Origin of the sequence: Vreelandella boliviensis LC1 (assembly GCF_000236035.1) — a bacterium.
Taxonomy (GTDB): Bacteria; Pseudomonadota; Gammaproteobacteria; order Pseudomonadales; family Halomonadaceae; genus Vreelandella; species Vreelandella boliviensis.
In genome coordinates this window covers 1488392-1513384 of record NZ_JH393257.1, presented here as the reverse complement: position 1 = coordinate 1513384, position 24993 = coordinate 1488392, and the positions used below count along the sequence as shown (strand labels likewise).

Annotated in this window: 24 protein-coding genes; 12 read left to right on the top strand and 12 right to left on the bottom strand. The window is 55.7% G+C overall.

What is annotated here, in order from left to right:
* Window positions 1-1104, bottom strand: a complete 1104-nt coding sequence (locus tag KUC_RS06745; protein ID WP_244264750.1) for an ABC transporter substrate-binding protein — start codon at window positions 1102-1104, stop codon at window positions 1-3.
* 360 nt (window positions 1105-1464) lie between these two features.
* Between KUC_RS06745 and KUC_RS06740 the strand changes: the two genes are divergently transcribed.
* Window positions 1465-3033 carry a BCCT family transporter gene (locus KUC_RS06740; protein ID WP_007112402.1) on the top strand — a complete coding sequence of 523 codons (1569 nt, stop codon included), beginning with the start codon at window positions 1465-1467 and terminating at the stop codon, window positions 3031-3033.
* A 5-nt stretch (window positions 3034-3038) separates the two neighbouring features.
* Here KUC_RS06740 and KUC_RS06735 read toward each other — a convergent pair whose 3' ends face one another.
* Together KUC_RS06735 and folK are read right to left on the bottom strand one after the other, a co-directional pair.
* Window positions 3039-3860: a flagellin N-terminal helical domain-containing protein gene (locus KUC_RS06735; RefSeq protein WP_007112401.1), complete on the bottom strand. Its 822-nt coding sequence runs from the start codon at window positions 3858-3860 to the stop codon at window positions 3039-3041.
* Between the two features lie 77 nt (window positions 3861-3937).
* The gene (gene folK, locus KUC_RS06730; RefSeq protein WP_007112400.1) at window positions 3938-4381 is read right to left on the bottom strand and encodes a 2-amino-4-hydroxy-6-hydroxymethyldihydropteridine diphosphokinase; all 444 of its coding nucleotides are present in this window, start codon (window positions 4379-4381) and stop codon (window positions 3938-3940) included.
* A 167-nt stretch (window positions 4382-4548) separates the two neighbouring features.
* Between folK and KUC_RS06725 the strand changes: the two genes are divergently transcribed.
* The gene (locus tag KUC_RS06725) at window positions 4549-5295 is read left to right on the top strand and encodes an SDR family NAD(P)-dependent oxidoreductase (protein ID WP_007112399.1); all 747 of its coding nucleotides are present in this window, start codon (window positions 4549-4551) and stop codon (window positions 5293-5295) included.
* An 85-nt stretch (window positions 5296-5380) separates the two neighbouring features.
* On the opposite strand, the gene ybiO is transcribed toward KUC_RS06725, so the two are convergent.
* The 5 genes from ybiO to trhO all read right to left on the bottom strand — a co-directional run bounded on the left by ybiO (window position 5381) and on the right by trhO (window position 11292).
* A complete protein-coding gene (ybiO, locus tag KUC_RS06720; RefSeq protein ID WP_007112398.1) occupies window positions 5381-7780 on the bottom strand; it encodes a mechanosensitive channel protein in 2400 nt (799 codons plus the stop codon).
* Window positions 7781-7938: 158 nt separating this feature from the next.
* Window positions 7939-8370: a YqaA family protein gene (locus KUC_RS06715; protein ID WP_007112397.1), complete on the bottom strand. Its 432-nt coding sequence runs from the start codon at window positions 8368-8370 to the stop codon at window positions 7939-7941.
* Between the two features lie 28 nt (window positions 8371-8398).
* The gene (locus tag KUC_RS06710; protein WP_007112396.1) at window positions 8399-9220 is read right to left on the bottom strand and encodes an IclR family transcriptional regulator domain-containing protein; all 822 of its coding nucleotides are present in this window, start codon (window positions 9218-9220) and stop codon (window positions 8399-8401) included.
* A gap of 217 nt (window positions 9221-9437) precedes the next feature.
* Window positions 9438-10244, bottom strand: a complete 807-nt coding sequence (locus KUC_RS06705) for an enoyl-CoA hydratase (protein WP_007112395.1) — start codon at window positions 10242-10244, stop codon at window positions 9438-9440.
* Between the two features lie 85 nt (window positions 10245-10329).
* Window positions 10330-11292: an oxygen-dependent tRNA uridine(34) hydroxylase TrhO gene (gene trhO / locus KUC_RS06700; protein ID WP_007112394.1), complete on the bottom strand. Its 963-nt coding sequence runs from the start codon at window positions 11290-11292 to the stop codon at window positions 10330-10332.
* Between the two features lie 211 nt (window positions 11293-11503).
* On the opposite strand from trhO, the gene KUC_RS06695 reads away from it, so the two are divergent.
* Window positions 11504-12193, top strand: a complete 690-nt coding sequence (locus tag KUC_RS06695) for a pirin family protein (protein WP_007112393.1) — start codon at window positions 11504-11506, stop codon at window positions 12191-12193.
* A gap of 72 nt (window positions 12194-12265) precedes the next feature.
* Here the strand turns inward: KUC_RS06695 and serA are convergent, their stop codons facing one another.
* Window positions 12266-13510, bottom strand: coding sequence for a phosphoglycerate dehydrogenase (serA, locus tag KUC_RS06690; RefSeq protein ID WP_040479767.1), 1245 nt, complete (start codon window positions 13508-13510; stop codon window positions 12266-12268).
* Window positions 13511-13758: 248 nt separating this feature from the next.
* On the opposite strand from serA, the gene KUC_RS06685 reads away from it, so the two are divergent.
* The 5 genes from KUC_RS06685 to KUC_RS06665 all read left to right on the top strand — a co-directional run bounded on the left by KUC_RS06685 (window position 13759) and on the right by KUC_RS06665 (window position 18390).
* Entirely contained in the window at window positions 13759-14049 is a 291-nt protein-coding gene (locus KUC_RS06685) for an exodeoxyribonuclease VII small subunit (RefSeq protein ID WP_007112391.1), read from the top strand.
* A complete protein-coding gene (locus tag KUC_RS06680) occupies window positions 14043-14936 on the top strand; it encodes a farnesyl diphosphate synthase (RefSeq protein ID WP_007112390.1) in 894 nt (297 codons plus the stop codon). The genes KUC_RS06685 and KUC_RS06680 overlap by 7 nt, the downstream gene beginning before the upstream one ends.
* Window positions 14937-14952: 16 nt before the next feature.
* Window positions 14953-16878 (top strand): 1-deoxy-D-xylulose-5-phosphate synthase, encoded by a 1926-nt coding sequence (gene dxs / locus KUC_RS06675; protein ID WP_007112389.1) that lies wholly within the window; start codon window positions 14953-14955, stop codon window positions 16876-16878.
* A gap of 32 nt (window positions 16879-16910) precedes the next feature.
* Window positions 16911-17675, top strand: coding sequence for a co-chaperone DjlA (djlA, locus tag KUC_RS06670; RefSeq protein WP_007112388.1), 765 nt, complete (start codon window positions 16911-16913; stop codon window positions 17673-17675).
* 91 nt (window positions 17676-17766) lie between these two features.
* Window positions 17767-18390, top strand: coding sequence for a glutathione S-transferase family protein (locus KUC_RS06665; protein WP_007112387.1), 624 nt, complete (start codon window positions 17767-17769; stop codon window positions 18388-18390).
* Window positions 18391-18475: 85 nt separating this feature from the next.
* Here the strand turns inward: KUC_RS06665 and cheZ are convergent, their stop codons facing one another.
* The 3 genes from cheZ to ribA all read right to left on the bottom strand — a co-directional run bounded on the left by cheZ (window position 18476) and on the right by ribA (window position 20778).
* Window positions 18476-19162, bottom strand: coding sequence for a protein phosphatase CheZ (gene cheZ, locus KUC_RS06660; protein WP_007112386.1), 687 nt, complete (start codon window positions 19160-19162; stop codon window positions 18476-18478).
* A 233-nt stretch (window positions 19163-19395) separates the two neighbouring features.
* Complete coding sequence (gene trhA, locus KUC_RS06655) at window positions 19396-20106, bottom strand: PAQR family membrane homeostasis protein TrhA (RefSeq protein ID WP_007112385.1); 711 nt, start codon at window positions 20104-20106, stop codon at window positions 19396-19398.
* Window positions 20107-20142: 36 nt separating this feature from the next.
* A complete protein-coding gene (gene ribA, locus KUC_RS06650; protein ID WP_007112384.1) occupies window positions 20143-20778 on the bottom strand; it encodes a GTP cyclohydrolase II in 636 nt (211 codons plus the stop codon).
* A 299-nt stretch (window positions 20779-21077) separates the two neighbouring features.
* Between ribA and hemE the strand changes: the two genes are divergently transcribed.
* From hemE to KUC_RS19970, 4 genes are all read left to right on the top strand, one after another.
* A complete protein-coding gene (hemE, locus tag KUC_RS06645) occupies window positions 21078-22193 on the top strand; it encodes a uroporphyrinogen decarboxylase (RefSeq protein ID WP_007112383.1) in 1116 nt (371 codons plus the stop codon).
* Complete coding sequence (gene speE, locus KUC_RS06640; protein ID WP_007112382.1) at window positions 22190-23056, top strand: polyamine aminopropyltransferase; 867 nt, start codon at window positions 22190-22192, stop codon at window positions 23054-23056. The genes hemE and speE overlap by 4 nt, the downstream gene beginning before the upstream one ends.
* A gap of 285 nt (window positions 23057-23341) precedes the next feature.
* Entirely contained in the window at window positions 23342-24367 is a 1026-nt protein-coding gene (locus KUC_RS06635) for an amino acid ABC transporter substrate-binding protein (RefSeq protein WP_007112381.1), read from the top strand.
* A 102-nt stretch (window positions 24368-24469) separates the two neighbouring features.
* Window positions 24470-24993: ABC transporter permease subunit (locus tag KUC_RS19970; RefSeq protein ID WP_244264749.1), on the top strand; the 524-nt coding region annotated here is incomplete at its 3' end.

The window sequence follows — 24993 nt, the reverse complement described above, 5'->3', positions numbered from 1 at the left end:
TTATTCACCCTCGGCCGAAAACAGCATGCGCTCTTCCTGAGTAGGTAAGTAGCTTGAATTAAACACTTGATCGGGTGTGGGAATTGACGTGAGGTCGTAAGCATCGGCGACCAGTTGAATCGCCTGAGCCAGGCGCTCGTCATCCACGCCACCTACGCCATTTTCACGCACTTCGGGGGTGTCAACGACGCCATCAAGAGCGAGTTTTAAACGTCGAGTTTCCATTTCCACGTCAATCAGACCATCGCGGTTTTTGACGTATTCAATAGCAGCCTCGGGGTCGGCAATGGTATCGCCGAGGGCGCGATTAAAGGCACGCAGAAAGCCCTTCACGGCTTCGGGATTGTCTTCGGCGAAGGATTCGCTGGCGATGATGGCATTACCATACAGCGGCACGCCGTAGTCGGGGAACGGCATAATCGTCAGCTCATCTTCACTCATACCGCGCTCTTCAAGATTGAGTAGGCTGGTAAAGTAAAAGCCGGTGATCGCGTCCACATCACCACGAGTGAGCAGCGTTTCACGCAGTGTGGGGTCGACGTTTTGCCACGCCACTGCGTCGGCTTCAAGGTCATTGGCGGCGGCAAACACGCCCCAGGCGCGATAACCGGTATCGAAGGTGGGAGCGGCGATGGTTTTACCGGCTAAATCAGCCGGGCTTTCGATACCGCGGTCTTTGCGGGCGAACACCGCGGCAGGGGTGCCGTCATAGACAATGTATACGCCCTGAATACCGGGGCCGTCGGGATTTTCAGCGAGAAACTCGACCAACGCGTTAAGATCGCCAAAGCCCATTTCATAGGCCCCGGATGCCACCCGGTTAATCGCCCCTGCCGAGCCGCTGCCCGAATCAATTTGTACATCCAACCCCTCTTCAGCGAAGTAGCCTTTTTCAGCGGCCATTAAAAACGGCGCGGAGGGGCCTTCAAAGCGCCAGTCCAATTGAAAACGTATTTGGGTGTCATCGGCATGGCTGATCGCCGGTATTAATAGTAACGCTGCCACGCAGCCAGTGAGCAGGCGCGCAGTAGAGTGACCGGGGATTGGAGTAGAAGAAGAGGTTTTTGGAGTAGAAATAAAGGATATTGAAGCGGGCGTCATCATTGTGAGCATACCTTGTATACAAAATATAATTTAGCTCTGCAGCAATGTTGCCATTTTTAGTTTTTTATTTATTTATCAGGTTATTAGACAACTTTTTAAGCGCTCACCTCTGGTCTTATTTCGCCAATATGGTGCATTTCCAATCTAATAACGCACCAAAATAAATCATGTTAGACGTTAGTCTAAATTGACGGTATACTATGCTCAGTTTCCTGTCCTTGCGCCATTCATTGAATGGCGCTTTTTTTTATCCGTTATTTGGCATGTAAATCAGCACTCCTTAATTAACACTACGCCGCTTAACAAAAGGCGTTGATAGGCTGCTGTTTTGCCAGCCCTGCCCCCTACAAGGTATTCACCATGAATCACCCCGCCCCTGACGGCGAAGCCCCTGACGTTAACGGTTCTGGGCGGCTTTCGCTCGGCGATCCTGTCGTTTTAATCTTGAGCATCGGCTTTATCATCGCTTTTTTGTCGCTATCGCTTTACGACGTGACACTCGTCGCTGAGTCCATCAGCAAAGGCTTCGCTTGGACGGCATTAGCCTTGGGTAGTTACTTCCAATTGCTGCTGCTACTCACGTTCTTTATTGCGATGGGATTGGCGGTCACACCCGCAGCAAAAGCCAAAATCGGCAATTTAGATGCACCAGAAATGAGCACGTTTAAGTGGCTTTCGATTATTTTGTGTACGTTACTTGCGGGCGGCGGGGTATTTTTTGCCGCCGGGGAGCCGGTCTACCATTTCATCGTCACGCCGCCCGCTTTTAGTAGCGAAGCAGGCTCGGCGGAAGCCGTTTCCAACGCCTTGGCGCAGTCGTTTATGCATTGGGGATTTATCGGCTGGGCGGTATTAGGATCATTAACGGCTATCGTGCTGGCCCATGCCCACTATGTGAAAGGCCAGCCGTTACAGCCGCGTACCCTGCTCTACCCTTTATTAGGAGAGCGACTAATGCGTGGGCCCTTGGGTGGCATCATTGATGCGTGCTGCGTTATAGCGGTTGTCGCCGGTACGGTTGGCCCCATCGGTTTTTTAGCGACCCAGGTCAGTTTTGGTCTGCATGAGGTGTTCGGTCTTCCCAACAGCTACACCAGTCAATTGGTTATATTAGCGGTGTTAGCCAGCATGTATGTGCTTTCTGCCATGAGTGGTGTTCACAAAGGGATGCAATTGCTTAGCCGTTTCAATGTGTTTCTGGCCCTGGCAGTGGGTGGCGTCATTATGCTGTTTGGCCCTAGCCTATTTTTATTCAATAGCTACCTTTCCAGCATGGGGGTCTATATGAGGGAGTTCTTCCCCATGGCCACCATGACAGCGGAAACCGCTCCCGCCTGGTGGATGCAGTGGTGGACGGTGTTTTTCTTTGCCTGGTTTATCGGTTTTGGCCCGCTGGTAGCGATTTTTGTGGCGCGTATTTCCCGCGGCCGCAGCATCCGCGAGATGATCGTCGCCGTGGCAGTTCTCGCACCCATTGCCACCACCGTGTGGTTTACTCTGCTCGGTGGCTCAGGTATTTACTACCAAATGACGGGCGCAATTGAGCTAAGCGAAGCGCTTAATAACTTCCAGTTTGATGTCGCGACGTTGACGGTTGCCCAGGCCCTACCGGGCGGTGCTTGGATGACACTGGCCATTTTAGTGTTGACGACGATATTCGTCGCCACCACCGGCGACTCAATGAGCTACGCCATTGCGGTAGTGGGAGCGGGCCACGACGACCCCAGCCCTTATATACGCGCCTTCTGGGGAATCGCCATGGCGATTATGGCGGCCGTACTTTTATATATGGGCGCAGGGCAAATCTCAGCCCTTCAACAATTTATTGTGATAACAGCCATCCCGGTGTCGTTCATTCTATTGCCCTCTCTGTGGGATGGCCCTAAGGCAGCTTACGCCATGGCACGTGAACAGGGCATTATTGACTAGGCGACCTAGAGACTTTCCAACAGACGCAGAATCATCTGCGGCTGTTGGTTGGCCTGGGCCAGCATAGCGATACCTGCCTGCTGCAGGATCTGCGCGCGAATAAGGTTGGAAACTTCCTTAGCGTAATCGGCGTCTTGAATGCGCGACCGGGCATCCGAGGTGTTAACAATGCTGTTATTGAGGCCGTCAATTACGCTCTCGAAGCGATTCTGCACGGCGCCCATATAGCTGCGCTGGCGATCTAACTGCTTAATCGCCTCATCCACCCTATCAATCGGTTTATCCGTCCCGCTAGCATCGTCTAGCACGCTTAAGCCATCCAGACCTAACCCTTGTAAGTTCATTGCTTCAAAACGAACGGCAATGCTATCACCAGCGTTGGGGCCAACCTGAATGTTCAGTGACCTAGTGTCGTTAAGCAGCCCAATGCCATTGAACTTACTCTGCGCTGAAACGCGGTCAATTTCTTCTAAGCGTTGATCAATCTCGGCCTGGATAGAGACAAGGTCATTAGAAGAGTTAGTGCCGTTAGCTGCTTGTACACTCAGCTCACGGATGCGCTGCAGGTTGTCGTTAATCTGATTGAGCGAACCTTCCGCCGTCTGCACCATAGAGATGCCATCATTGGTGTTGCGGATCGCCTGGGTCATGCCTTTGATTTGCGCCGTCATGCGATTGGCAATCGCCTGACCAGCGGGGTCATCCTTGGCACTATTGATGCGTAGCCCAAAAGAGAGGCGCTGCATTGCAGTCTGCATAGCCTGCTGACTGCCGCGCAGATTATTCTGCACGGTAAGCGACATCACATTGGTGTTTAGGCTGAGCACCGCGCGCCTCCGGGGAAGGTTAGCCCACCCACATTATGGTGGCTATAACGTAACTATCGGCCTTAACGCAAAAATCATTAGCCCTTTTGAGGTTCGAGGGAGCGGCCACTGCCCGCCAGCACTTCATCGACGGGCTTTTTAACATAGTTATGCTGGAAGTAGCCGTCATCGACGATCTCCCCATCCCACGCCACAATGTCTAGATCCATGGTACGTGGCCCCGATTTAATCTCCCCACGAACACGGCCCAAACGATCCTCGACGCCTTTGAGATAAGCGCGAAACGCCTCATGTTCAAGCGGGGTACTCACCAACAGCGCGGCGTTTAAGAAGTCGGGCTGCTGCTGGTAACCCACCGGCGCTGTACGAATCGCGTTTGAACGTGCCAATAGCACGCACTCTCTGCTGATAATCTCAAGTGCTTGAGCGAAATAGTGTTCAGGGTCGATATTGGATCCCAAAGAGATGAAACACTCATGGAGCACGGCGGCTTGCTCGGAAGGTGAATACAGAGGTGGCATAGCGACATCCTATTTAAAATGACGTCTTTAAGAATTTTCTTAGGAGTAGGACACCACTATCAATACCTCTAAGCCAGCGCCACGTGCAAGTCCTGTATAAGTTATTGACAAACGTTACACTCACGCAGAAAGTCTTCCTATACCAACTAAACAATAGGGAACGCTGTATGCACCAACAAGCTGCTCTGGTAACCGGTGGTGCCACCCGTTTGGGACGCTACTTTTCCGAAGCCCTGGCCGATGCGGGTTACAACATTGCGATTCATGTTAATCGCTCCCGCGAAGAGGCCGAAGAAGTCGCCAGCGGTATCCGTGCTAAGGGGCGTGAGTGCGAGATTCTTCCCTGCGATTTTTTAAGCGATGAGCCAGGCGATTTAATTCAGGCCGCAAAGCAGCGCTTCCCAGGACTTAATCTACTGCTGAACAGTGCCTCTGCCTATGAGCCAGCGCCGATTGCCGAGACCGAACTGGCGATGCTGGAAACCCAGTTCCGGGTCAATATGTTTACCCCACTGTTACTCACGCGCCACTTTGCCGAAGCGGTTCAAGAGGGCCAGGTGATCAATATCATTGATAACAAAGTGGCCTATCACCAGTATCCCTACGCAGCCTATTTGTTGTCGAAAAAGAGCCTCGCGGAGATGACCCGTATGGCGGCACTTGAGTTCGCCCCGCGCATTCGCATTAACGGCATCGCCCCTGGCGTGGTGCTGCCTGCTTCCCAGCGTACTAGCGACTATATTGAGTGGCGTATTGAAGGTATTCCACTGAAACGTCAGGGTGCCCCTGATCATCTTGTACAATCTTTGCACTACTTATTGAACAACTCTTTTGTGGCAGGACAAATTCTGTTTGTGGATGGCGGGGAGTCAATCAACTTAGAAGGGCGCCACTCGGAAAACTATTCTTTATAAAACTGCCTCTGCTTAAAACTATTCTGCTTAAAACGCAGCGGGGCCGCCCTAAGGCGACCCCGCGGAAGGTTAAGATGAGCACCGTCTAGGTTTCATCGACATCATCATGGTCGGGCTTCAGGTGATCAGCCTCGCTGGTTTGCTGCACCCCTTTCTGGATGTCGCTCTTAGCAGCCGGTGCCACCTCCGCAGACGCCTCCACTTTCTTCTCTTTAGCGGTCGACTCCAGCACCCGCACATGGGCAGGCGGCGGGTTGCCGTTTTTGTTATCGCCAAAGTAGAGCGTGGTGTGCGGGAAAGGTATTTCGATACCCGCCTCATCAAAGCGCAACTTAACCAGACGGTTGTAGGCACGTCCAACGGCCCACTGGTCGCCCGGCGTGGTTTTGATCACCACACGGATATTCACAGAGCTGTCCGCCAGCGCCACAACACCGGCTACGGTCAAATCGGCTAACAGCTTGTGGCCATGCTCTTCACTGGCTTTAAGATCTTCAAAAGCGAGTTGGAGCTGCTCAATGGCTTCATCGATGCTCTCATTGTAACCAATGCCATACTCGCCTACATGGTTGCCGTACTCGCGCATGTAGTTAGACACGGTGTCCACACTGGAGAACGGAATCAGATGGAAAGTGCCGGAGAGATCGCGGATCCCCACCGAGCGAATGCTCAACTTCTCGGCGGTGCCGGTAATCCCACCCACCGTGACCACGTCGCCGGTATTCATGGCGTTTTCCACCTGAATAAAGATCCCGGTGATGACATCCTGTACCAACTTCTGGGCACCGAAACCAATCGCCAAACCGAGCACACCGGCACCGGCGATCAGCGGGCCAATGTTGATGCCGATTTCGGATAAAACGATCATACCTGTGATGGTCACCATGGCGATTGCCAGCGCATTGCGGAATAAACTGAGCAGAGTTTTCGCCCGTGCCGACGGCTCGCCGTAGCCAGTTTCCGGGTTGAGCTTGTGCTCAATAAGGCTCGCCAGGCCCAGCCAAACGGCTAGTGCCACAATCAAAATCACCGCGACACCCGTCAGGTTGCCGATCAAGTTGGCACCACGCTCTGAGGCGTACCAAGCGGCTAGATCAAAGGCGCCCCAAGCATTCAGCACCACCATAACAACCACGATCAGAATGATCGTGCGCAGGACGCGTAGCGCATTTGGCACGTAGCTGTTCAAGCGTTTTTCAAGCAGAGGCAGTTTGCGCCGCAGATCGTCCGACAGCGTAATACGGCGGCCAATGGTCTGGGTAAGAAAAGACGACACCAATAGACCAACAACAATTGTAGCCAACGTCTTCAGGGTGGCGAACATTACAAACGGCAGCGCATCCCCGGGGCGCGTTAGCGTCAGTACAAATACGATCAAGAAATACAGCAGCGCGAACAGGTGCCAGGTGCGAGCAAAGAGCTGCAGCGAGACGCGGCTGGCGGTTAAGGTTGATTTTACCGCCATCTCGTTCAGGTTATCGCGCAGGCGGGTACGGTTTCTCAGCACCACGACCACTGCGTAGATAAACGCCAACAGCATAATCAGCGTGCCAACTGCCTGACCCAACGAGGCCGCCACGTAGTAGTTAACCAGCGGCACTACGACCATCAGGCCGTAACCGACCATGCCGATCAAACGGGCTAACCAGCGGTTCCAATAGGACGCCTCCTGGGCTGAAATTGGCAGTAGCCGCAGCCCTTCGTAGCGCGACGAGAACAGCATCCGCACACCGGCTTTGAGCAACTCAATAATTAAGAATGCATTTAAAAACAGTGAGGCACGGGTCGTGAGCTCCCCGGCTTCCCCGACAGCAAACGTCGCCACCAAATTACCGCCCACATAGGCCAAGCCGACAAGCAATACATCGATGACCACCGCAATCGCCACACAGACAATCAAGCGCAGAACAGGGGTTAAATTATTACCATTTAGCGACCAACCACTGATTTTGGTAAACAGCGGCTTAGCTAATCGCCGGACAATCATAAACAACGCAAACGTGGCGACAATCACGATACCCAGATTGATTGCCGCACTGGTGAACGCAGCCATATCAAAGACACTGTCTGTCTCTTGACCCGCGAACAACCCGCCTACAATACTCACCACTTGCTCAAACTGGCCACCCACATCGCTAACGACACGACTGGTGAGTTCAGCTAACTGGCGCGGCAGCGAGACATCTTCAGGCGCTATCTCACCGCCCTGAGCGGCAGCCTCTGGCGAAAGTTCGCTAGCTACGCTACCAGGCAGTGATGAAGCTTGATTGCGCAGCATCTCAATCAACTCTTGCCGCGACTGCTCATCTTCCAACAGACTGGCCAACGCCTCGTAGGACGTAGGCGCCGCCTTTTCAGACGACCCTGCACCATCGGCGCTGGCTTGCTCACTTGGCGCGCTTTGCGCCATTGCTGGCGTGGCTATTAAGGCGATCATTGCCAACAGCCAGACACCTAGCCAGGGTAATAAACGAAGTGGCTTCACACCTAAACCTCCTTTTGGGTGAGTGTTGCGTTCAATCTAACGGCTGCCTGGTTTTACGCAAGCTACCGTTAGGCAACTGATGTTGCTTACACTCTACACTGCCTGCACAGCTTGTTAAAAAGTTGTACAGGTCAACATGACTTGATTAATAAGACGTTTCACTGGCACAGCGGCTCTAGCCACTGCTGTGCCAGCAGTAAAACCAAGGCGTAACGCGTTCCTTTAGCGACCACAATCCACGCTAGCGCCCGCCACCAGGGCAGCCGAAACACACCGGCTAGCACAGTGAGGGGGTCACCAATAATCGGCGCCCAGGAAATCAGCAGACTCAGCTCACCAAAGCGGTGATACCACCCCTCAGCGCGCGCCAAACTGCGCGGCGATGCAGGAAACCAGCGGCGATCCTGAAACCGACGCGCATAGCGCCCCATCGCTACGTTGATCATGCTACCCAGGGTGTTGCCCGCCGTGGCCACCAACCATAGCCCCAGCGGCGGCTCGCCGAGACACCACAGTCGCGCTAGCCACACTTCCGACCCACCGGGAAGCAGCGTTGCGCTGACCAGGGCGACAAAAAACAGGCTTAGCATGGTTTTGCCATGACCTTAGCGGCCCACGTTAACGTGGCACCTGCCCACCCAACTGCTGGGTTATCTCATCGGCCGTTTGGCGAACCAGCGCACCCAGAGTGAGTAAGCGAGCTTCAGGGATTCGCGCCACCGGGCCTGAAACCGAAATCGCTGCCAGCGGCGAGCTGTGCTCATCAAACACACAGGCAGCCACGCAGTGCAGGCCAACGGCATGCTCTTCACGGTCGCAGGCAAAGCCTTGGGCACGAATTTGCCCCGTTTCCACATGTAAGGTGTCGGGCTGATACAGCGTATTCGCGGTCACTCTTGCCAGCTCGCGACCATCCAGTAATTGGGCGCGCTCATCATCGGGCATCCATGCCAGCAGCGCTTTACCCACCCCGGAGGCGTGCAGCGGCGCGCGGGAGCCTAGGCGAGTGATCATGCGCATCATCTGCGGGGATTCGTGCTGAGCGAGAAACACCGCGGTCGCCCCATCGCGAATGCCCAAATTAGCGGTCTCACCGGTTTCCGCAGTTAAACGGCGCAGAAAGGGCCGGCTTGTGGCCACTACGTCGCGGGCTTCAAGAAAGCTATTGCCGATACGGAAGGTTTTGACATCAATTCGCCACAGGCCTTGCTCGTTCTCCTGGGTCACAAAACCCTGGCTCTGTAAGGCTTGTAGCAAGCGGTGGGTGGTAGAGGGTGCCAATTCGGCCATCTCTGCCACTTCTGAAAGGGCTAACCCAAGCGGGCTGGCTGCGAGATGTTCCAGCAGCGTTAAGCCACGTACCAGCGACTGGCTATGGCCTCCGCTGGCTTTGGCGGTACTCGCCGGACGACCGACCGTCCTGCGTTTGGCTTCACTCACCTGGCTTTCTCCTAAAAGGCGCTCCTAAAAGACGCTCCTAAAAAGACACTCACAAAAGCGCGCCTACTTACTAAAAGCGACCTTGCTGACGGAGCCTTCCCTGAAAATACAAAGGGCGTCAGGATAACGTGTCAACAGGGCGATTGTCGCGTTTACGGAAACGAATTCCATTCATTCAGCGATGGCTCGTCAGCGATGGCTTGTCAGCGATAGCACCTCAGCAATGCCGCCAGTGCGGTGGCCGCTTGGCGATAAACGCATCGATCCCCTCACCCACATCCTCAGCCAGCATATTGCAGGCCATGGTTTCCCCGGCAAAGGCGTAGGCTTCATCGAGCGGCATGGCAAGCTGGCGGGCAAACATGGCTTTTCCGGTGCGCACCGCAACGGCGCTTTTAGCGCAGATACTGGCCGTCAGCTGTTTAGTTGCCTCATCCAGCGCATCATCCTCTGCCACACGGTTAATCAAGCCCCACTCGGCGGCCTGATCAGCGCTGATAAATTCGCCGGTCAGCAGCATTTCCATGGCGCGCTTTCTGGCAACGTTACGCGACAGCGCCACCGCCGGCGTGGAGCAAAACAAACCCACGTTGATGCCTGAAACAGCGAATCGGGCACTGCGCGCTGCTACGGCCAAGTCACAGCTCGCCACCAGTTGACAGCCCGCGGCAGTGGCGATGCCCTGCACTTTGGCAATCACCGGCACCGGCAAGTGCTCAATGGCCTGCATCACTTCGCTACAGCGGGCAAACAGTGCTTGGTAGTAGGCTTTATTGGCGTTGGCGCGCATCTGTTTCAGATCATGCCCGGCGCAGAAGGCTTTGCCTTCGGCAGCAATGACCACGCAGCGCACGCTGTTATCGTCGCCAATCTCGGTTAACGCATCGTGAAGGGCTTGTAGCATGGCTTCCGAGAGCGCATTAAAGCGCTGCGGTGTGCTCATCGTCAGCGTTGTTACGCCTTGCTGGTCAAGGCGTTGCAAGAGAGGGGTCGTTGAAGAGAGGTCGTCAGAGGCGATGGGCATGGTGAACTCCTGAATTTGAGTAACACATTGCCCATCAGTCTAGCGCACAAGGCTTGCGTATAGAGCCTGCGTGCAAAGCACTACCTCATTTTTTCATTTTGCGGGTATCACGCCCTAAGGGGTGCGGCTCGCCGCGCTGTTTGGCTAGATCAATTTGGCGCTGGCGTTCGCGGGCGGCGGCGCGGGTCTTCTCCGGCAATGAATCGATGCAGTGCGGGCAGCTGATCCCCGGCTCATAGGCTGAAGACTGCATATCGTCGGCAGAGATCGGCATGCGGCAGGCGTGGCACTGTTCGAACTCGCCTTTGCTCAAGTCGTGGCGAACGGTGACCCGGTTATCGAACACAAAACACTCGCCTTTCCATAGCGACTGCTCTTCCGGGACCTTTTCCAGGTAGTTCAGCACACCGCCTTTCAGGTGGTAGACCTCGTCAAAGCCCTCTTTAAGCATAAAGCTGGAGGCTTTTTCGCAGCGGATGCCGCCGGTGCAGAACATCGCTACCTTCTTGTGTTTTTCCGGGTCGTAGTGCTCGCGCACGTACTCGGGAAATTCACGAAACGTGGTGGTTTTAGGATCGATCGCCCGCTCGAAGCTGCCAATGGCCACTTCGTAATCGTTGCGGGTATCGATCACCAGCACTTCCGGGTCGGCGATGATGGCGTTCCAGTTTTCCGGCTCGACGTAGGTACCTACGGTGTCGTTAGGGTCGATATCGGGCACGCCGAGGGTGACGATCTCTTTCTTGAGTTTGACCTTGGTGCGGTAGAACGGCGTCTCGTCGCAGTAAGACTCTTTATGGTCAATATCCGCCAAACGAGGATCAGCGGTCAGCCAGGTAAGCAGCGCGTCGATACCTTCACGGCTGCCCGCCACCGTGCCGTTAATGCCCTCTTTGGCAAGCAGCAACGTGCCCTTTACATCGCTATCGAGCATGGTTTGGCGCAGCGGCTCGCGCAGCGCTTCAAAGTCGTCCAGGGTGACAAACTTATACAGCGCCGCGACCACAATGGGCGGCATTGGGGTTGATACCGTGTTGGATACAGGCATGCAAAGCTCCTGGTAGTCGCCCTCGCAAAGGGCGGACCGGGTTAAAAGAGGCCGCGATTCTACTCGAAAGCTAACCAAAAGTTTAGCGCTGGCAATCACATTTAATACATCGATTTATTCGACAGTATCGTGCTGAAAGCTTCACCCCACCCGGCGTCAGCAAGGCTGTATATTGTCATTATTCAACCTCACGCAACCTGCGGAGCACAGCATGATTATTCGTCGTTCAAACGAGCGCGGCTACGCCGACCATGGCTGGCTACGCTCATTCCATACGTTTTCGTTCGCCAATTACGTTGACCGCAACCATATGGGGTTTCGCGCCCTGCGCGTGATCAATGAAGACCGCGTAGCTGGCGGCCATGGCTTTGGCGCCCACCCCCACCGGAATATGGAGATTATCTCCTACGTACTGGAAGGTGAGATGGAGCACAAAGACAACATGGGCAACGGCGAGGTGATGCGCCCTGGCGACGTGCAGCGCATGTCAGCGGGCACTGGCGTGCTGCATAGCGAGTTCAACCACTCCAAGCAGAACGAGCTGCACTTTTTACAGATTTGGATTGAACCCAAGCAGCTCGGCATTAAACCCAGCTACGAGCAGAAAGCCTTTCCTACCGTCGAGCGTCAAGGGCAGTGGCGCCTAGTGGCTTCTCAAGAAGGGCACGATGGGTCGGTGAGTATTAATCAAGACCTAAACCTATACTCGGGCCTGTTTAGCGCGGGCGAACAGGTAGCACCTCCCCCTTCGCGCTACGCTTGGCTGCATGTAGTGAATGGCGAAATGGACGTTAACGGCGAGACGTTGAGCGCAGGTGACGCCGCGGCGTTTCAGCCGGAGGAGTCGATCAATCTGACGGGGAAAGCAGCGGGCGAAGTGTTGTTGTTTGACCTTGCTTGATTACCGACACCAACTAAAACGGCGCCTCCTAAGAGGCGCCGTTTTTTTACCGCCTTTTTGGCTAACGGCGTTTTAGCTATTATGCGCCGAGTAGAGCGCACGAATTTTCAGCGTATGATCCACTTGCTTCAACGCTTCCAGCGCCTGAGGGCCGTAGGCTTTATCTACATCGATGACCACATAGCCGACTTTCTCATTAGTCTGCAGATACTGGCCGGAGATGTTGATGCCGTTTTCAGACAGTACCCGGTTGATCTGCGACAGCACGCCCGGTACGTTGTCGTGAATATGCAGCAAACGGTGCTTGTCCGGGTGAGCGGGCAGCGCCACCTCGGGGAAGTTGACCGAGGTCACTGTGGTACCGTTATCGGAGTAAGTGATCAGTTTTTCTGACACTTCAATACCGATGTTCTCCTGGGCTTCCAGGGTAGAGCCACCGATATGCGGGGTCAGAATCACGTTCTCCAGACCGCGTAGCGGACTTTCAAACTCTTCGTCGTTGCCTTTCGGCTCTACCGGGAAGACGTCAACAGCCGCGCCGTTGAGATTACCTGCTTTAAGCGCTTCGGCCAGCGGTTCGATTTCAACGACGCTACCGCGGGAGGCATTGATAAAGATCGCGCCCGGCTTCATAGCGGCAATCTCTTTCGCGCCGATCATCCAGCGGGTTGAGGCAAGGTCAGGCACGTGCAGGCTGACCACATCGGAACGGCCCAGCAGCTCTTCAAGGCTTGCCACCTGGTTTGCATTGCCCATGCCCAGCTTGGCGATGACATCATAGTAAATGACGTTAAAGCCCAGCGATTCGGCCAGCACAGAGAGCTGCGCACCGATGCTGCCGTAGCCAACGATACCCAGCGTTTTTCCTCGCGCTTCATGGGAGTTCTTCGCGGACTTCAGCCAGCCGCCCTGATGGGCACGGGCGTTTTTCTCTGGGATACCGCGCAGCAGCATAATCGCTTCTGCCAGCACCAGCTCGGCCACCGAACGGGTATTGGAGTACGGGGCGTTAAATACCGCGATACCGCGAGTAAGGGCAGCGGTTAAATCGACCTGATTGGTGCCGATACAGAAACAGCCAACGCCAACCAGCTTCTCCGCCGCCTCGAACACGCGCTCAGTCAGCTGGGTGCGGGAACGAATACCGATGAAGTGAACATCGCGGATCTTTTCGATCAGCGCATCCTCATCAAGAGAGGTCGGCAGGTGCTCAATATTGGCGTACCCTGACGTGTGAAAATTGTCCACCGCACTCTGGTGGACGCCCTCGAGTAGCAGGATCTTGATCTTGCTCTTGTCCAGGGACGTTTTGGCCATGGCTGAATCAACCTCTATGGTCGGCGGCATGCGCCGTGTATCGGTTCACGGGAGGCGCATATCGTAGCACAGCCTACGTCGTTCAGGCCGGGTGTGAATGATGAAAAGTCTGCGTGCTGACGATGAATGAACCGCAAGTCGCGCAACACGCTGTATTGAAGAGGGCAGACGCCGCCCCCCAGCCTCGGTGTATACTGTGGGCCTATTTTAGCTTATTTAAAAACATACCGGTTTGCAGGCATACCCCAATGAGCGACACGACACCACCCCCGCAGGACTTTGCCGCGACGGTTGAGCAACTCGAATCCATCGTTGAACGTCTTGAGTCAGGCGAGCTCTCATTGGAAGATGCACTGACCGCGTTCGAGCAGGGCGTGCGGCTAACCCGCGATGCCCAGCAGCGCCTGGATAGCGCCGAACTGAAGGTGCGGGCACTCAGTGAAGACAGTGAAGGGCGTTTAAACGTAGCGCCCTTCTCTGGCCACGACGACCCCAAGGATGCGGCCGAGGATGAGAGCAAGGAGACGCCCCCATGGTAGCCATGCAGCCTAGCCAGCTTGCCACCCTGCGCCAGACCAGCAATGCCCGTGTAGACGCCACGCTAGCGGCGCTGTTTGATAGCCGCCCAGCGGTAGCGCCTCGGCTTGAAGCCGCTATGCGCCACGGCCTGCTGGCGGGTGGTAAACGCCTGCGCCCGCTGTTGGTATATATGGCGGGGCATGCGTTGGGCGCAGAAGATGAGGCGCTGGACGCCCCCGCCGCGGCCATTGAGTTAATCCACGCCTACTCGTTGATCCATGATGACCTTCCGGCCATGGATGACGACGACCTGCGCCGGGGTCAGCTCACGGTGCATAAAGCCTTTGATGAAGCGAGCGCGATTCTCGCCGGTGATGCCCTTCAGGCGCTGGCGTTTGAAGTACTGGCCAGCAAGGCTCATCCCCGGCTGGGCCATTTAGTGCACACCTTGGCTTCGGCCTCTGGCCGGGATGGCATGGTGGCCGGGCAAGCGCTGGATTTAGACGCCGTTGGCGGCCATCCGGATGTCGACGCGCTGGCCCATATGCACGCCCATAAAACCGGCGCCCTGATTGTCGCCGCCGTGCGCCTGGGTGGCTTGGTCGCGGTCGCCGACGACGACCCCCGATTAAATGCGCTTACTCGCTACGCCCGCGCCATTGGTCTAGCCTTTCAGATTCACGACGACATCCTGGATGTAACCGGAGACACCGTTACCCTAGGCAAAACGTCAGGCGCCGATGCCGCACGAGCCAAGCCCACCTACCCCAGCCTGCTGGGGTTAGAGGGTGCTCAACGCAAAGCGCACAGCCTGATTGACGAGGCCATTGCCGCGCTCGCCCCATTGGGCGAACGTGCCGCACCGCTGGCCGACTTAGCCCACTATATGATCGAGCGCGACCACTAAACACGTCTATGAAAACATGCCCATGAAGCTGTTCGACCAAATACCCCGCGAGCGCCCAACGACGCCGCTGCTTGACACTTTTGATCACCCCGCCGCCCTGCGGGCCATGAATGCCAAGCAACTCGACCAACTGGCCGATGAGCTACGCGCCTACCTACTATATAGCGTGGGCGTCTCTGGCGGTCACTTTGGCGCCGGGCTCGGCGTGGTCGAGTTGAGCGTTGCCCTACACCACGCTTTTAATACGCCCCATGACCGCTTGGTCTGGGACGTTGGCCACCAGGCTTACCCGCATAAGATTCTTACCGGCCGCCGCGAGACGATGCTGAGTATTCGCCAGCACGGCGGTTTGGCGGCCTTTCCCCGCCGCGCCGAATCCGAGTACGACACCTTCGGTGTGGGTCACTCCAGCACATCGATTTCAGCGGCGCTGGGGATGGCACTGGCCGCCAAGGCACAGGGTGATAAACGCCGCGTTTGCGCGATTATTGGCGACGGTGCGCTCACCGCCGGCATGGCCTTTGAAGCCCTGGCCCACGCAGGCCACGTAGATGCCAACCTGCTGGTGATTCTCAACGACAACGAAATGTCGATTTCCGAGAACGTCGGCGGCATGGCGACCTACCTTGCCCGAGTGCTCTCCAGCAAGCCCTACCTGAAAATACGCGAAGAGAGCAAAAAAGTGCTTTCGCACCTGCCCGGCGCGTTAGAGCTGGCAAGACGCACCGAAGAGCATATGAAAGGCATGGTCAGCCCCGCCACGCTGTTTGAGGAGATGGGCTTTAACTACGTTGGCCCGATTGATGGCCACGACCTCGACGCGCTCACCCATACGCTTGAAAACCTGCGCGACCTCGACGGCCCGCAGTTTCTGCATATCAAAACGGTGAAAGGCAAAGGTTTCCTGCCCGCAGAGGCGGATCAGATTGGCTACCACGCCATCACCAAGCTGGAAAAACCCGACACGTTAGCCAACGCTACAACGGTCAAGAAACCGGTGGTTACCCCGCCACCCGCCAAGCAAAAGTACTGCAACGTGTTTGGCGACTGGCTGTGCGATATGGCGGCCACCGATCCGCGTCTGATGGGCATTACACCCGCCATGCGCGAAGGCTCCGACCTGATTCGCTTCTCAAAAGAGTACCCGCAGCGCTATTTTGATGTGGCGATTGCCGAACAGCACGCGGTAACGCTGGCGGCGGGCATGGCCTGCGAAGGCATGAAGCCGGTAGTGGCGATTTATTCGACCTTTCTGCAACGCGGCTACGATCAACTGATTCATGACGTCGCGGTACAAAACCTGGACGTCACCTTCGCGATTGACCGCGCGGGCTTGGTGGGCGAAGACGGCCCTACTCACCACGGCAGCATGGATCTCTCCTTTCTGCGCTGCGTACCCGGCATGGTGATTCTAGCCCCTGCGGATGAAGCCGAGTGCCGCGCCATGCTGAGTGCCGCCTACCACCACCCAGGCCCCGCCGCTGTACGCTACCCCCGCGGCACCGGCCCAGGCGTGGAGACACCCACGCACCTTGAGCCGTTAACCATAGGTAAAGCGGAAGTGCGCCGCCATGCTGCCAATGACGGCGTGCGTATCGCGCTACTTGCCTTTGGCAGCCTCAACAGCGCCGCAGCGGAAGTCGCCGAAAGACTCAACGCCACCCATATCAATATGCGCTCCATTAAGCCGCTGGATCGCGATGCGGTGCTTCACGCCGCCGACGAGCACGAACTATTGGTGACACTGGAAGAGAACGTGATTGCCGGTGGCGCAGGTAGCGCCGTAAATGAGCTGCTCCACGCCGATGGCGTTCAGGTGGAAGTGCTCAACCTCGGCCTACCGGACGCCTTTGTGGAGCACGGCACGCCTGCGCAGCTGCTTGCCGACTGCCAACTGGATATCGAAGGTATCGAGCGCGCCATTCGCGCCCGACTACCATAAGCCATTATCTTTAAACCACTTTTGAGATTGCTATGCTATTGCTTATTGTTATTTTCGGCCTGATCGGTCTTGCGTTCGGCGGCCCAGTGGGGTTGCTGATTGGCGGTGGCCTGGGCTGGTGGCTGGGGCGGCGCATCAGTCGTCGCCTAAATATCGCCCGGATGCGCATCCAAGAAGGTTTTCTGGAGTCGATCTTCTCGGTGATGGGTTGCCTGTGCCAAGCCGACGGCAAGGTCACCGACGGCGAGCTGGACATCGCCGAAAAGCTGTTTGACCAGATGCACCTCCAGGGCGAACAGCGGGCCAAGGCGCGCGCCGCCTTCGAGCGTGGCCGCGCCGATGACTTTAATCTTGACGCCGAGCTGGCCAACGTTAACCGTCTCACCCAGCGCCAGCCGGTTCTGCGTCAGGTCTTTATCCAGGTCCAGCTCTCGGCTATCGCGGCTGATGGCGTGCTGCACCCCGCCGAGCACGAGATGATTCTGCGCGTTGCCCGCGGCGTAGGCTGCAGCGACGCCGAAGTTCAGCAGATCGAAGCGATGCTGCACGGCGCCGCCGCTAACTCCCAGGGCGCCAGCGAAGAAGCGCTGAAAGATGCCTATCGCGTACTGGGCGTTTCTGAAGATGCCAGTGACAGCGAGATCAAAAAAGCCTACCGCCGCCTGATGAGCCAAAACCACCCGGACAAACTGGCTGGCAAGGGCCTACCCGAAAGCATGCGTGACGTCGCCCAAGCGCGCACTAGCGAAATCGGCAACGCCTACGAGCGGATCCGTGAGGCGAGGGGTAGCGCTTAGAAATGGCTTTTAAAGATAGTGTTTAGGTAATCGACAGCGTGCCTAACGGCCGCTAGATTGAAGAATCGATTTTTGTCGCCAGGAGCACGCCATGATCACGCTATACAGTTTCCCTCACTCACGCTCGTTAAGAGCAGCGTGGACGCTTGAAGAGCTAGGCCTTGAGTATCAGTGTCAGCACGTGGCGCTGGATAAAGGCGAGGGGCAAACAGCCGAGCATTTGGCGCGCCACCCGGACGGCAAGGTACCGGTGATTGAGGATGGAGAGCTAACGCTATTTGAGTCGGCACCGATTTGCCGCTACTTGGCCGAGACGTACGGTGATGGCTCGTTACTACCCAGCGACACCATCGCCCGCGCTCAAGTCGACCAGTGGCTGAGCTTTATTGTCACCGAAGTTGAGCAGCCGCTATGGAACCAGGCCAAGCATAAATTTGCCCTGCCTGCAGATAAGCGCGTTCCTGCCGTTCTACCAGCTTGCGCCTGGGAGTTCCAGCGTGCGTTAAGCGCCCTGGAGCGCCGCTATAACGGTCAAGAAAACTTGGTGGGTAATACCTTTACCCTCGCGGATCTGTTTTTAACCCATACCTTGTCGTGGGCGATCAGCATGAAGCACCGCTTACCCGAACCGCTAATGGCCTATCGCGAACGCCATATTCAGCGCGCCGCGATGACAAAGGCAATGGAAAAAGAGCAGGCAGCAGCGAAGGGCTAAGCAGAACCAACGGCATCTAAACGCTTTCAAGACCGTTGCTGGCAGTGCGCGGCAACGGTTATGTGTGCTTCAGGCTAGGCGCCCCTTAAAAACCAAGCTCATCAAGCAGGTCGTCTACTTGATCCTGCCCTGCTGCCACATCTGTTTTGTCTTTACCCACCTGTGGCCCATTACGCAGTTTGGCATGTTCATCGCGGTTATCTTCAAGCTTAACGCCATCGGTAACGTTGGGCACATTATCGACTAACACCTGAACAAGCTGCTCTTCGATTAGCTTGATGACTTCGATCATTTTCTTAATCACCTGGCCGGTGAGATCCTGGAAGTCCTGAGCCATCATGATTTCGAGCAGCTCTTTTTGCGTCGCCCCAGTTGCGGTGGGCAGCTTATCGCTCAAAAAGCGTTGTGTATCCTCGACAAGCTTAGGATCACCCTCTACCGCGGCGAGCTTAGCTGCCGCTGCCTGCCAGCGCTTATTAAGTGCCGCGCCCTCTTCTTCAAGGCTATCTTGCACTGGCTGCGCCCGCTCAACGGCGTTCAATGCCCTTTCTGCGGCCTGCTCCGTCATTGAGGCAACGTAGTTGAGCCGGTCATTGGCATCCGGTATCGCTTGCGCCGCCTGGGTAATCTGCTGATCTAAGCCCAGCTCTTTCATGCTGTCCCGAAGCAGGCGCGTCAAGTGGCCAATGCGATGTACCATCTCATCAGTACTGTCTTTTTTGCCCAGTACCGACGGCATGGTCGTGTCGTGGGCGTTGTTAACAGTGCTCATGACAATCCTCTTGTTGGAAAATCTTATTGAATGTCGCTTTTATTACTTTTTCAGTCGTCATCTATACATATACGAACGTATAAGGGCAACATTATGCATACTTATTTGAGGGCCGATTACCCATTAAGACAAGCTATTAACCACCAATTCATTTTGCTCACTCGATTTTGTAAGAGATCTCTTACTTTTACGTCATCGGTGGTGCACTCAAGCGGTCTTAGCCATTAAACAGGCTAGACGTGGGGCAGAACGGCGCTATATACGGCAAAGTAGTGACAGACGCTTCCGGCAATCACAAACAAATGCCAGATCGCGTGGTTGTAGGGGATAGTGCGCACGGCGTAGAAGATCACCCCTAGCGTATAGGTAATCCCTCCCGCGGCAAGCAGGGCGATGCCGGTCGTCGATAGACTCGACGCCATCTCACCTGACGCCAGCACGATCATCCAGCCCATGAGCAAATAAATCGCCACGCGTAACAGCGCAAAGCGCTTAGGCCACAGCAATTTGCAGACAATTCCTACCAGCGCCAGCGACCACACGGCCACAAACAAGGTCCAGCCCGTTGTACCGCGCATATTGACGAGCAAAAAGGGTGTGTAAGTTCCCGCGATAAGTAGATAAATCGCACAGTGATCGAGCAGTTGAAAGCGCTGCTTCCAGCGCCGATGAGAAATGCCATGGTAAAGAGTCGAAGCGGTATAAAGCAGGACTAGCGTGGTGCCGTACAGGCTCAGGCTGACAATTTTCCACGGGTCGATATGAGCCGCAAAGCTTGCGGCCACCAGCAGTACGACCATCCCCACCAGGCTGAGCACCGCCCCGATACCGTGGGTGATACTGTGCAGGTACTCTTCGACAACGCTGAATTCGCCCTGCTCGTCGGAAGGCTTTTCACGCTGCGGGTTGTACTGCTTATACTGCTCCTTACTTAAGGCGTTCATCCTGGGACGCTCCTAAAAACCGACACCCCACTATTATCACCCCTTACGCTCAATATCCACATCGCTGGCGTGGGTGAAGTCATCCAGGGCCATCATATGGCCGAGTTTGCCCGCTTTGGTCGAGAGATACTGCTCGTTATGTGGGTTCAGGCCGGTGGTGATCGGCAGGCGCTCTACTACATTCACGCCGTCGCGGGTGAGTGCATCCACCTTCCGTGGGTTGTTAGTCATTAACCTTAACGATGTGACGCCCAAATGGTTAAGCATCGGCACGCACAGGTCGTAGCGGCGCATGTCGGCGCCAAAGCCGAGCTGCTCGTTGGCTTCGACCGTATCAGCGCCTAGATCCTGCAGGTGATAGGCACGAATTTTGTTTAACAGGCCAATGCCACGCCCTTCTTGGCGTAGATAAAATAGAACGCCGCGACCCTCTTCAGCGATGCGTTTAAGCGCTTCCTGAAGCTGATAACCACAGTCGCAACGCATGGAAAAGAGCGCATCGCCGGTTAAACATTCGGAGTGCACCCGCCCCAACACCGGCTCGCCGCCGGTCACATCACCCAGCGTTAGGGCAATATGTTCCTTGCCGGTGGCCTCATCTTCGAAGCCATGCATAGTAAATGTTGCCCAGGGCGTGGGCAGCCGGGAAGCGGCAATGAAGCGAATGGTCACAGGTTACCTCGCTGATTGACCAAACCAGTTAACCACACCAGTGTTGGCAAAGTGGGACAGTATTCTAACAGGAAGCGGCGCACGCCTCACGCTGGCGAAGAAGCTAAAATCGGCTATTTAAGCGAGAAAAATAGGCCGGGTGCGACGATTTTTGCCATTGAGTACGCCGCTCTCATGCCTATCTTCAAGTACAATTGCGTCCATACGTTCCCCGTTATGGTTTGCAAGTACGGTTTCAAGTAAGTTTCCAAGTACTGTTTCAAGTACGATGCGGGCAAATTTCTTAAGAGCAAGTGTCTATGACCACTACACCTTTGCAAAATGATCGATTCCTTCGCGCACTAGCGCGCCAGCCCGTCGACCGCACCCCGGTGTGGATGATGCGCCAAGCGGGCCGTTACCTGCCAGAATATCGGGCCAGCCGGGCCGATGCAGGCAGTTTTATGGATCTGTGCCGCAACCACGACTTGGCCTGCGAAGTCACCCTGCAGCCCTTGGAGCGTTACCCGCTGGATGCGGCTATTCTGTTTTCAGATATTTTGACCATCCCAGATGCCATGGGCCTGGGGCTCTATTTTGAAACCGGCGAAGGCCCTAAATTCCGCAAAACCGTGCGTACACCGGAAGAAGTCGCCGCGCTAAGCGTGCCCGATGCCGAGCGCGACTTGGATTACGTGATGCGTGCGGTGTCGACCATTCGCCGCGAGCTGAACGGTCGTATGCCACTGATTGGCTTCTCCGGCAGCCCTTGGACGCTGGCGACCTACATGGTGGAGGGCGGCTCGAGCAAAGACTTCCGTCACCTAAAAACCATGCTCTACGATACGCCGGATACTATGCACCAGCTGCTGGACACGCTGGCTCATGCGGTGACCGACTACCTGAATGCGCAGATCCGCGCGGGCGCCCAGGCAGTGCAAATTTTTGATACCTGGGGCGGCGCACTCTCTACCCCTGCTTACCTGGAATTCTCACTGCGCTATATGGAGCAGATCGTTTCCGGGCTGATCCGCGAGCACGACGGACGTCGGGTACCGGTGATTTTGTTCACCAAAAACGGCGGCCAGTGGCTTGAACATATTGCCTGCGCAGGCGCCGATGCGCTGGGTATCGACTGGTCTACCGAGCTTTCCGATGCCCGCGCTCGCGTTGGTCACAAAGTTGCCCTTCAGGGCAACCTGGATCCTAACGTGCTGTTTGCCCGCCCCTCGGCTATCCGCGCCGAAGTGGCCCGCGTACTGGAAAGCTACGGTCACGGCCCAGGCCACGTGTTTAACCTGGGCCACGGTATCAGCCAATTTACCAACCCCGACAACGTCACCGCCTTTATGGAGGCGCTGCACGATCTAAGCCCGCAGTATCACCGAGATATTCCGACTCACAAGAATGCACAGCATTCAGGAGCCAATTCATGAGCGATTTACGCGACGGCCAGTGGTTTACCGAAGTCTTTGATAGCCACGGCAGCGCTTTCTCACTGAAAATCTCTGAAAAACTGCTGGATGTGCAGAGCCAGTACCAGCACCTGGAGGTCTACGCTACCGAGACTTATGGCAACCTAATGGTGCTGGACGGCTGCGTGATGCTGACCGATCGCGATAACTTCCTCTATCACGAGATGATTGCGCATCCGGCGCTGTTTACCCATCAAGATCCCAAGCGGGTGGTGATCATCGGTGGTGGCGACTGCGGCACCTTAAAAGAGGTGCTGCGCCACCCGGGTATAGAGAAAGTTACCCAAATTGATATCGACGAAGAGGTCACAAAGGCGTCTGAACGCTTCTTCCCGTCGTTGGTAGCCTCGAATAAAGACCCTCGCGCAGAGTTGCTATTCGCCGATGGCGTCAAGTGGGTGGACGATGCACCTGATGAGAGCATCGATGTGCTGATTATCGACTCTACTGACCCGGTTGGGCCCGCTGAAGGTCTGTTTAAAACCGACTTTCTAAAGCGCTGTCACCGTATTTTGAAAAGCGGCGGCGTGATGGTGCAACAGAGCGAGTCACCGCTTTACCACAGCGGCTCGATCATCCGTGAGCTGCGTAACGACATGTTGAAAGCCGGTTTTGACAGCGTTGCCACGCTGCCCTTCCCACAGCCGGTTTACCCATCAGGCTGGTGGAGCGTGACATTGGCCGGTAAAGCCACCGAAGTGAATACGTTCCGCGAGCAGGCAGCCGCAAGCCACGACCTGCCGCTTGAGTACTACACCGTTGAAGCCCATCGTGGCGCTCTCGCCCTACCGCCGTTTATGCGCAAGGCATTTGCGTCCGAGTAAACGCACGCCTATTACCCGCCTTTATGTTACCGCCCATCTCTGCTCGCCCTATAAAGGTGCAAAGCGAGGTGGGCGGTAACCTTTTTTGCACCTAGACCTTCGTCTCGAACTCGTTGAGTAGCGTTGAAAAGCGCTGAATTAACGCATGTACCCTTATTGGCATCTTCCTTGCTAGGTTTAGTTACATGCTACGGCATGCATAACGATATCTATTACTGATTTCAGCGACTGATTTCAATAGCTGATTTCCAATAGCTGATTTCTAATAACTTCGAGGGAAACTAAATGTTCAATAAAAAACACCTAGCGCTGCTAGCGTCCGCTGGCTCACTTAGCCTGGCGGGAATGGCAACTGCTCAAGCCGATACCCTGGAAGATACCATCGAGCGTGGTGCAGTTCAGTGTGGTGTGAGCGATGGTTTGCCGGGCTTCTCAGCACCGGATGACGACGGTAACTGGCAGGGCCTGGACGTTGATGTTTGCCGCGCAGTAGCAGCCGCAGTACTTGGTGATGCGGATGCGGTTAACTACATTTCACTCAACGCCGTTGAGCGCTTCACCGCCCTGCAGTCTGGCGAAGTTGATGTTCTGTCACGCAACACCACCTGGACGACCACCCGCGACACTACCCTGGGCCTGAACTTCACCGGCGTTAACTTTTATGACGGCCAGGGCTTCATGGTCGCGCGTGACTTAGGGATTACCGGTGCCGATGAGCTCGACGGTGCGTCCATCTGTATTCAGTCGGGCACTACGACCGAGCTGAACCTGGCTGACTACTTCCGTGCGAACGACATGGAATTCAACCCGATTGTATTCGATACCTCAGAGCAAACCGTGGGTGGTTACCAAGCAGGCCGCTGTGACGTACTGACTTCTGATACCTCTCAGCTAGCCGCGCTACGTATTCAGCTCGACGACCCTGAAGCGTCAATGATCTTGTCTGAAGTAATCTCCAAAGAGCCGCTAGGCCCTGTTGTTCGCCAGGGTGACGATGTTTGGTTCAATATTGTGAAGTGGTCACTGTACGCCATGATTAACGCAGAAGAGTATGGCGTGACCAGCGAAAACGCTGAAGAGATGCTCAGCTCTGAAAACCCCGATGTAGCTCGCTTGCTGGGTCAAGACGGCAACTACGGCGAAGGTATGAATCTTGAAGCTGACTGGGCTTACAACATTATTAGCCAAGTAGGTAACTACGCGGAAAGCTTCGAACGTAACGTGGGTATGGACTCTCCGCTGGAAATTGAGCGCGGTGTAAACGCCCTGTGGAACGACGGCGGCTTTCAGTACGCTCCCCCGATTCGCTAAGCGTCTCGCTTGACCCCGGCCCGCCGCCCTCTTCACAGGTTTCTGTTAAAAGGGAATAGGCGGGCCATCTGATTGACCTTCCGTATCGCGGAGACGCCATCCATGTCTGTAAGACCTAACGTTCGCCCCGCCGGCCACAAGCCGCCTTTCTGGCGAGACCGCGCTAAGCGCGCACTTATTTTTCAGCTCATTTTGGTCGCCGTTGTCGCGGCTTTCCTGATCTATATTATCGGCAATACCCAAGCCAACCTGAACGCCCGCGGCATCACCACTGGCTTCGGCTTCCTGGGCAACACAGCCGGCTTTGGTATTGGTCAAACCTTAATCGAGTACTCATCCCAAAGCACCTACGGCCGTACCTTCGTGATTGGCTTGCTAAACACGCTGCTGGTCGGTGGGTTGGGGGTGTTAGCGGCCTCGATTATTGGTTTTATCGTCGGTATTGCGCGGCTATCGCCCAATTGGCTGATCTCTAAACTGGCCAACGCTTATATCGAAACGTTTCGCAATATCCCGCTGCTGCTGCAAATTTTCTTCTGGTACTTCGCTGTGCTGCGGACGCTACCCAGCGCCAGGGAAAGTATGGCGTTTGGCGAAGCCATTTTCCTCAATGTTCGCGGGTTGTA

Coding starts and splice junctions, on each gene's coding strand:
- djlA (WP_007112388.1), top strand. CDS start 16,911: ATGCTATTGCTTATTGTTATTTTCGGCCTGATCGGTCTTGCGTTCGGC.
- trhA (WP_007112385.1), bottom strand. CDS start 20,106: ATGAACGCCTTAAGTAAGGAGCAGTATAAGCAGTACAACCCGCAGCGT.
- KUC_RS06705 (WP_007112395.1), bottom strand. CDS start 10,244: ATGCCCATCGCCTCTGACGACCTCTCTTCAACGACCCCTCTCTTGCAA.
- KUC_RS06740 (WP_007112402.1), top strand. CDS start 1,465: ATGAATCACCCCGCCCCTGACGGCGAAGCCCCTGACGTTAACGGTTCT.
- KUC_RS06695 (WP_007112393.1), top strand. CDS start 11,504: ATGATTATTCGTCGTTCAAACGAGCGCGGCTACGCCGACCATGGCTGG.
- KUC_RS06725 (WP_007112399.1), top strand. CDS start 4,549: ATGCACCAACAAGCTGCTCTGGTAACCGGTGGTGCCACCCGTTTGGGA.
- serA (WP_040479767.1), bottom strand. CDS start 13,510: ATGGCCAAAACGTCCCTGGACAAGAGCAAGATCAAGATCCTGCTACTC.
- KUC_RS06680 (WP_007112390.1), top strand. CDS start 14,043: ATGGTAGCCATGCAGCCTAGCCAGCTTGCCACCCTGCGCCAGACCAGC.
- KUC_RS06685 (WP_007112391.1), top strand. CDS start 13,759: ATGAGCGACACGACACCACCCCCGCAGGACTTTGCCGCGACGGTTGAG.
- KUC_RS06665 (WP_007112387.1), top strand. CDS start 17,767: ATGATCACGCTATACAGTTTCCCTCACTCACGCTCGTTAAGAGCAGCG.
- cheZ (WP_007112386.1), bottom strand. CDS start 19,162: ATGAGCACTGTTAACAACGCCCACGACACGACCATGCCGTCGGTACTG.
- KUC_RS06715 (WP_007112397.1), bottom strand. CDS start 8,370: ATGCTAAGCCTGTTTTTTGTCGCCCTGGTCAGCGCAACGCTGCTTCCC.
- trhO (WP_007112394.1), bottom strand. CDS start 11,292: ATGCCTGTATCCAACACGGTATCAACCCCAATGCCGCCCATTGTGGTC.
- KUC_RS06745 (WP_244264750.1), bottom strand. CDS start 1,104: ATGATGACGCCCGCTTCAATATCCTTTATTTCTACTCCAAAAACCTCT.
- dxs (WP_007112389.1), top strand. CDS start 14,953: ATGCCCATGAAGCTGTTCGACCAAATACCCCGCGAGCGCCCAACGACG.
- hemE (WP_007112383.1), top strand. CDS start 21,078: ATGACCACTACACCTTTGCAAAATGATCGATTCCTTCGCGCACTAGCG.
- speE (WP_007112382.1), top strand. CDS start 22,190: ATGAGCGATTTACGCGACGGCCAGTGGTTTACCGAAGTCTTTGATAGC.
- folK (WP_007112400.1), bottom strand. CDS start 4,381: ATGCCACCTCTGTATTCACCTTCCGAGCAAGCCGCCGTGCTCCATGAG.
- KUC_RS06635 (WP_007112381.1), top strand. CDS start 23,342: ATGTTCAATAAAAAACACCTAGCGCTGCTAGCGTCCGCTGGCTCACTT.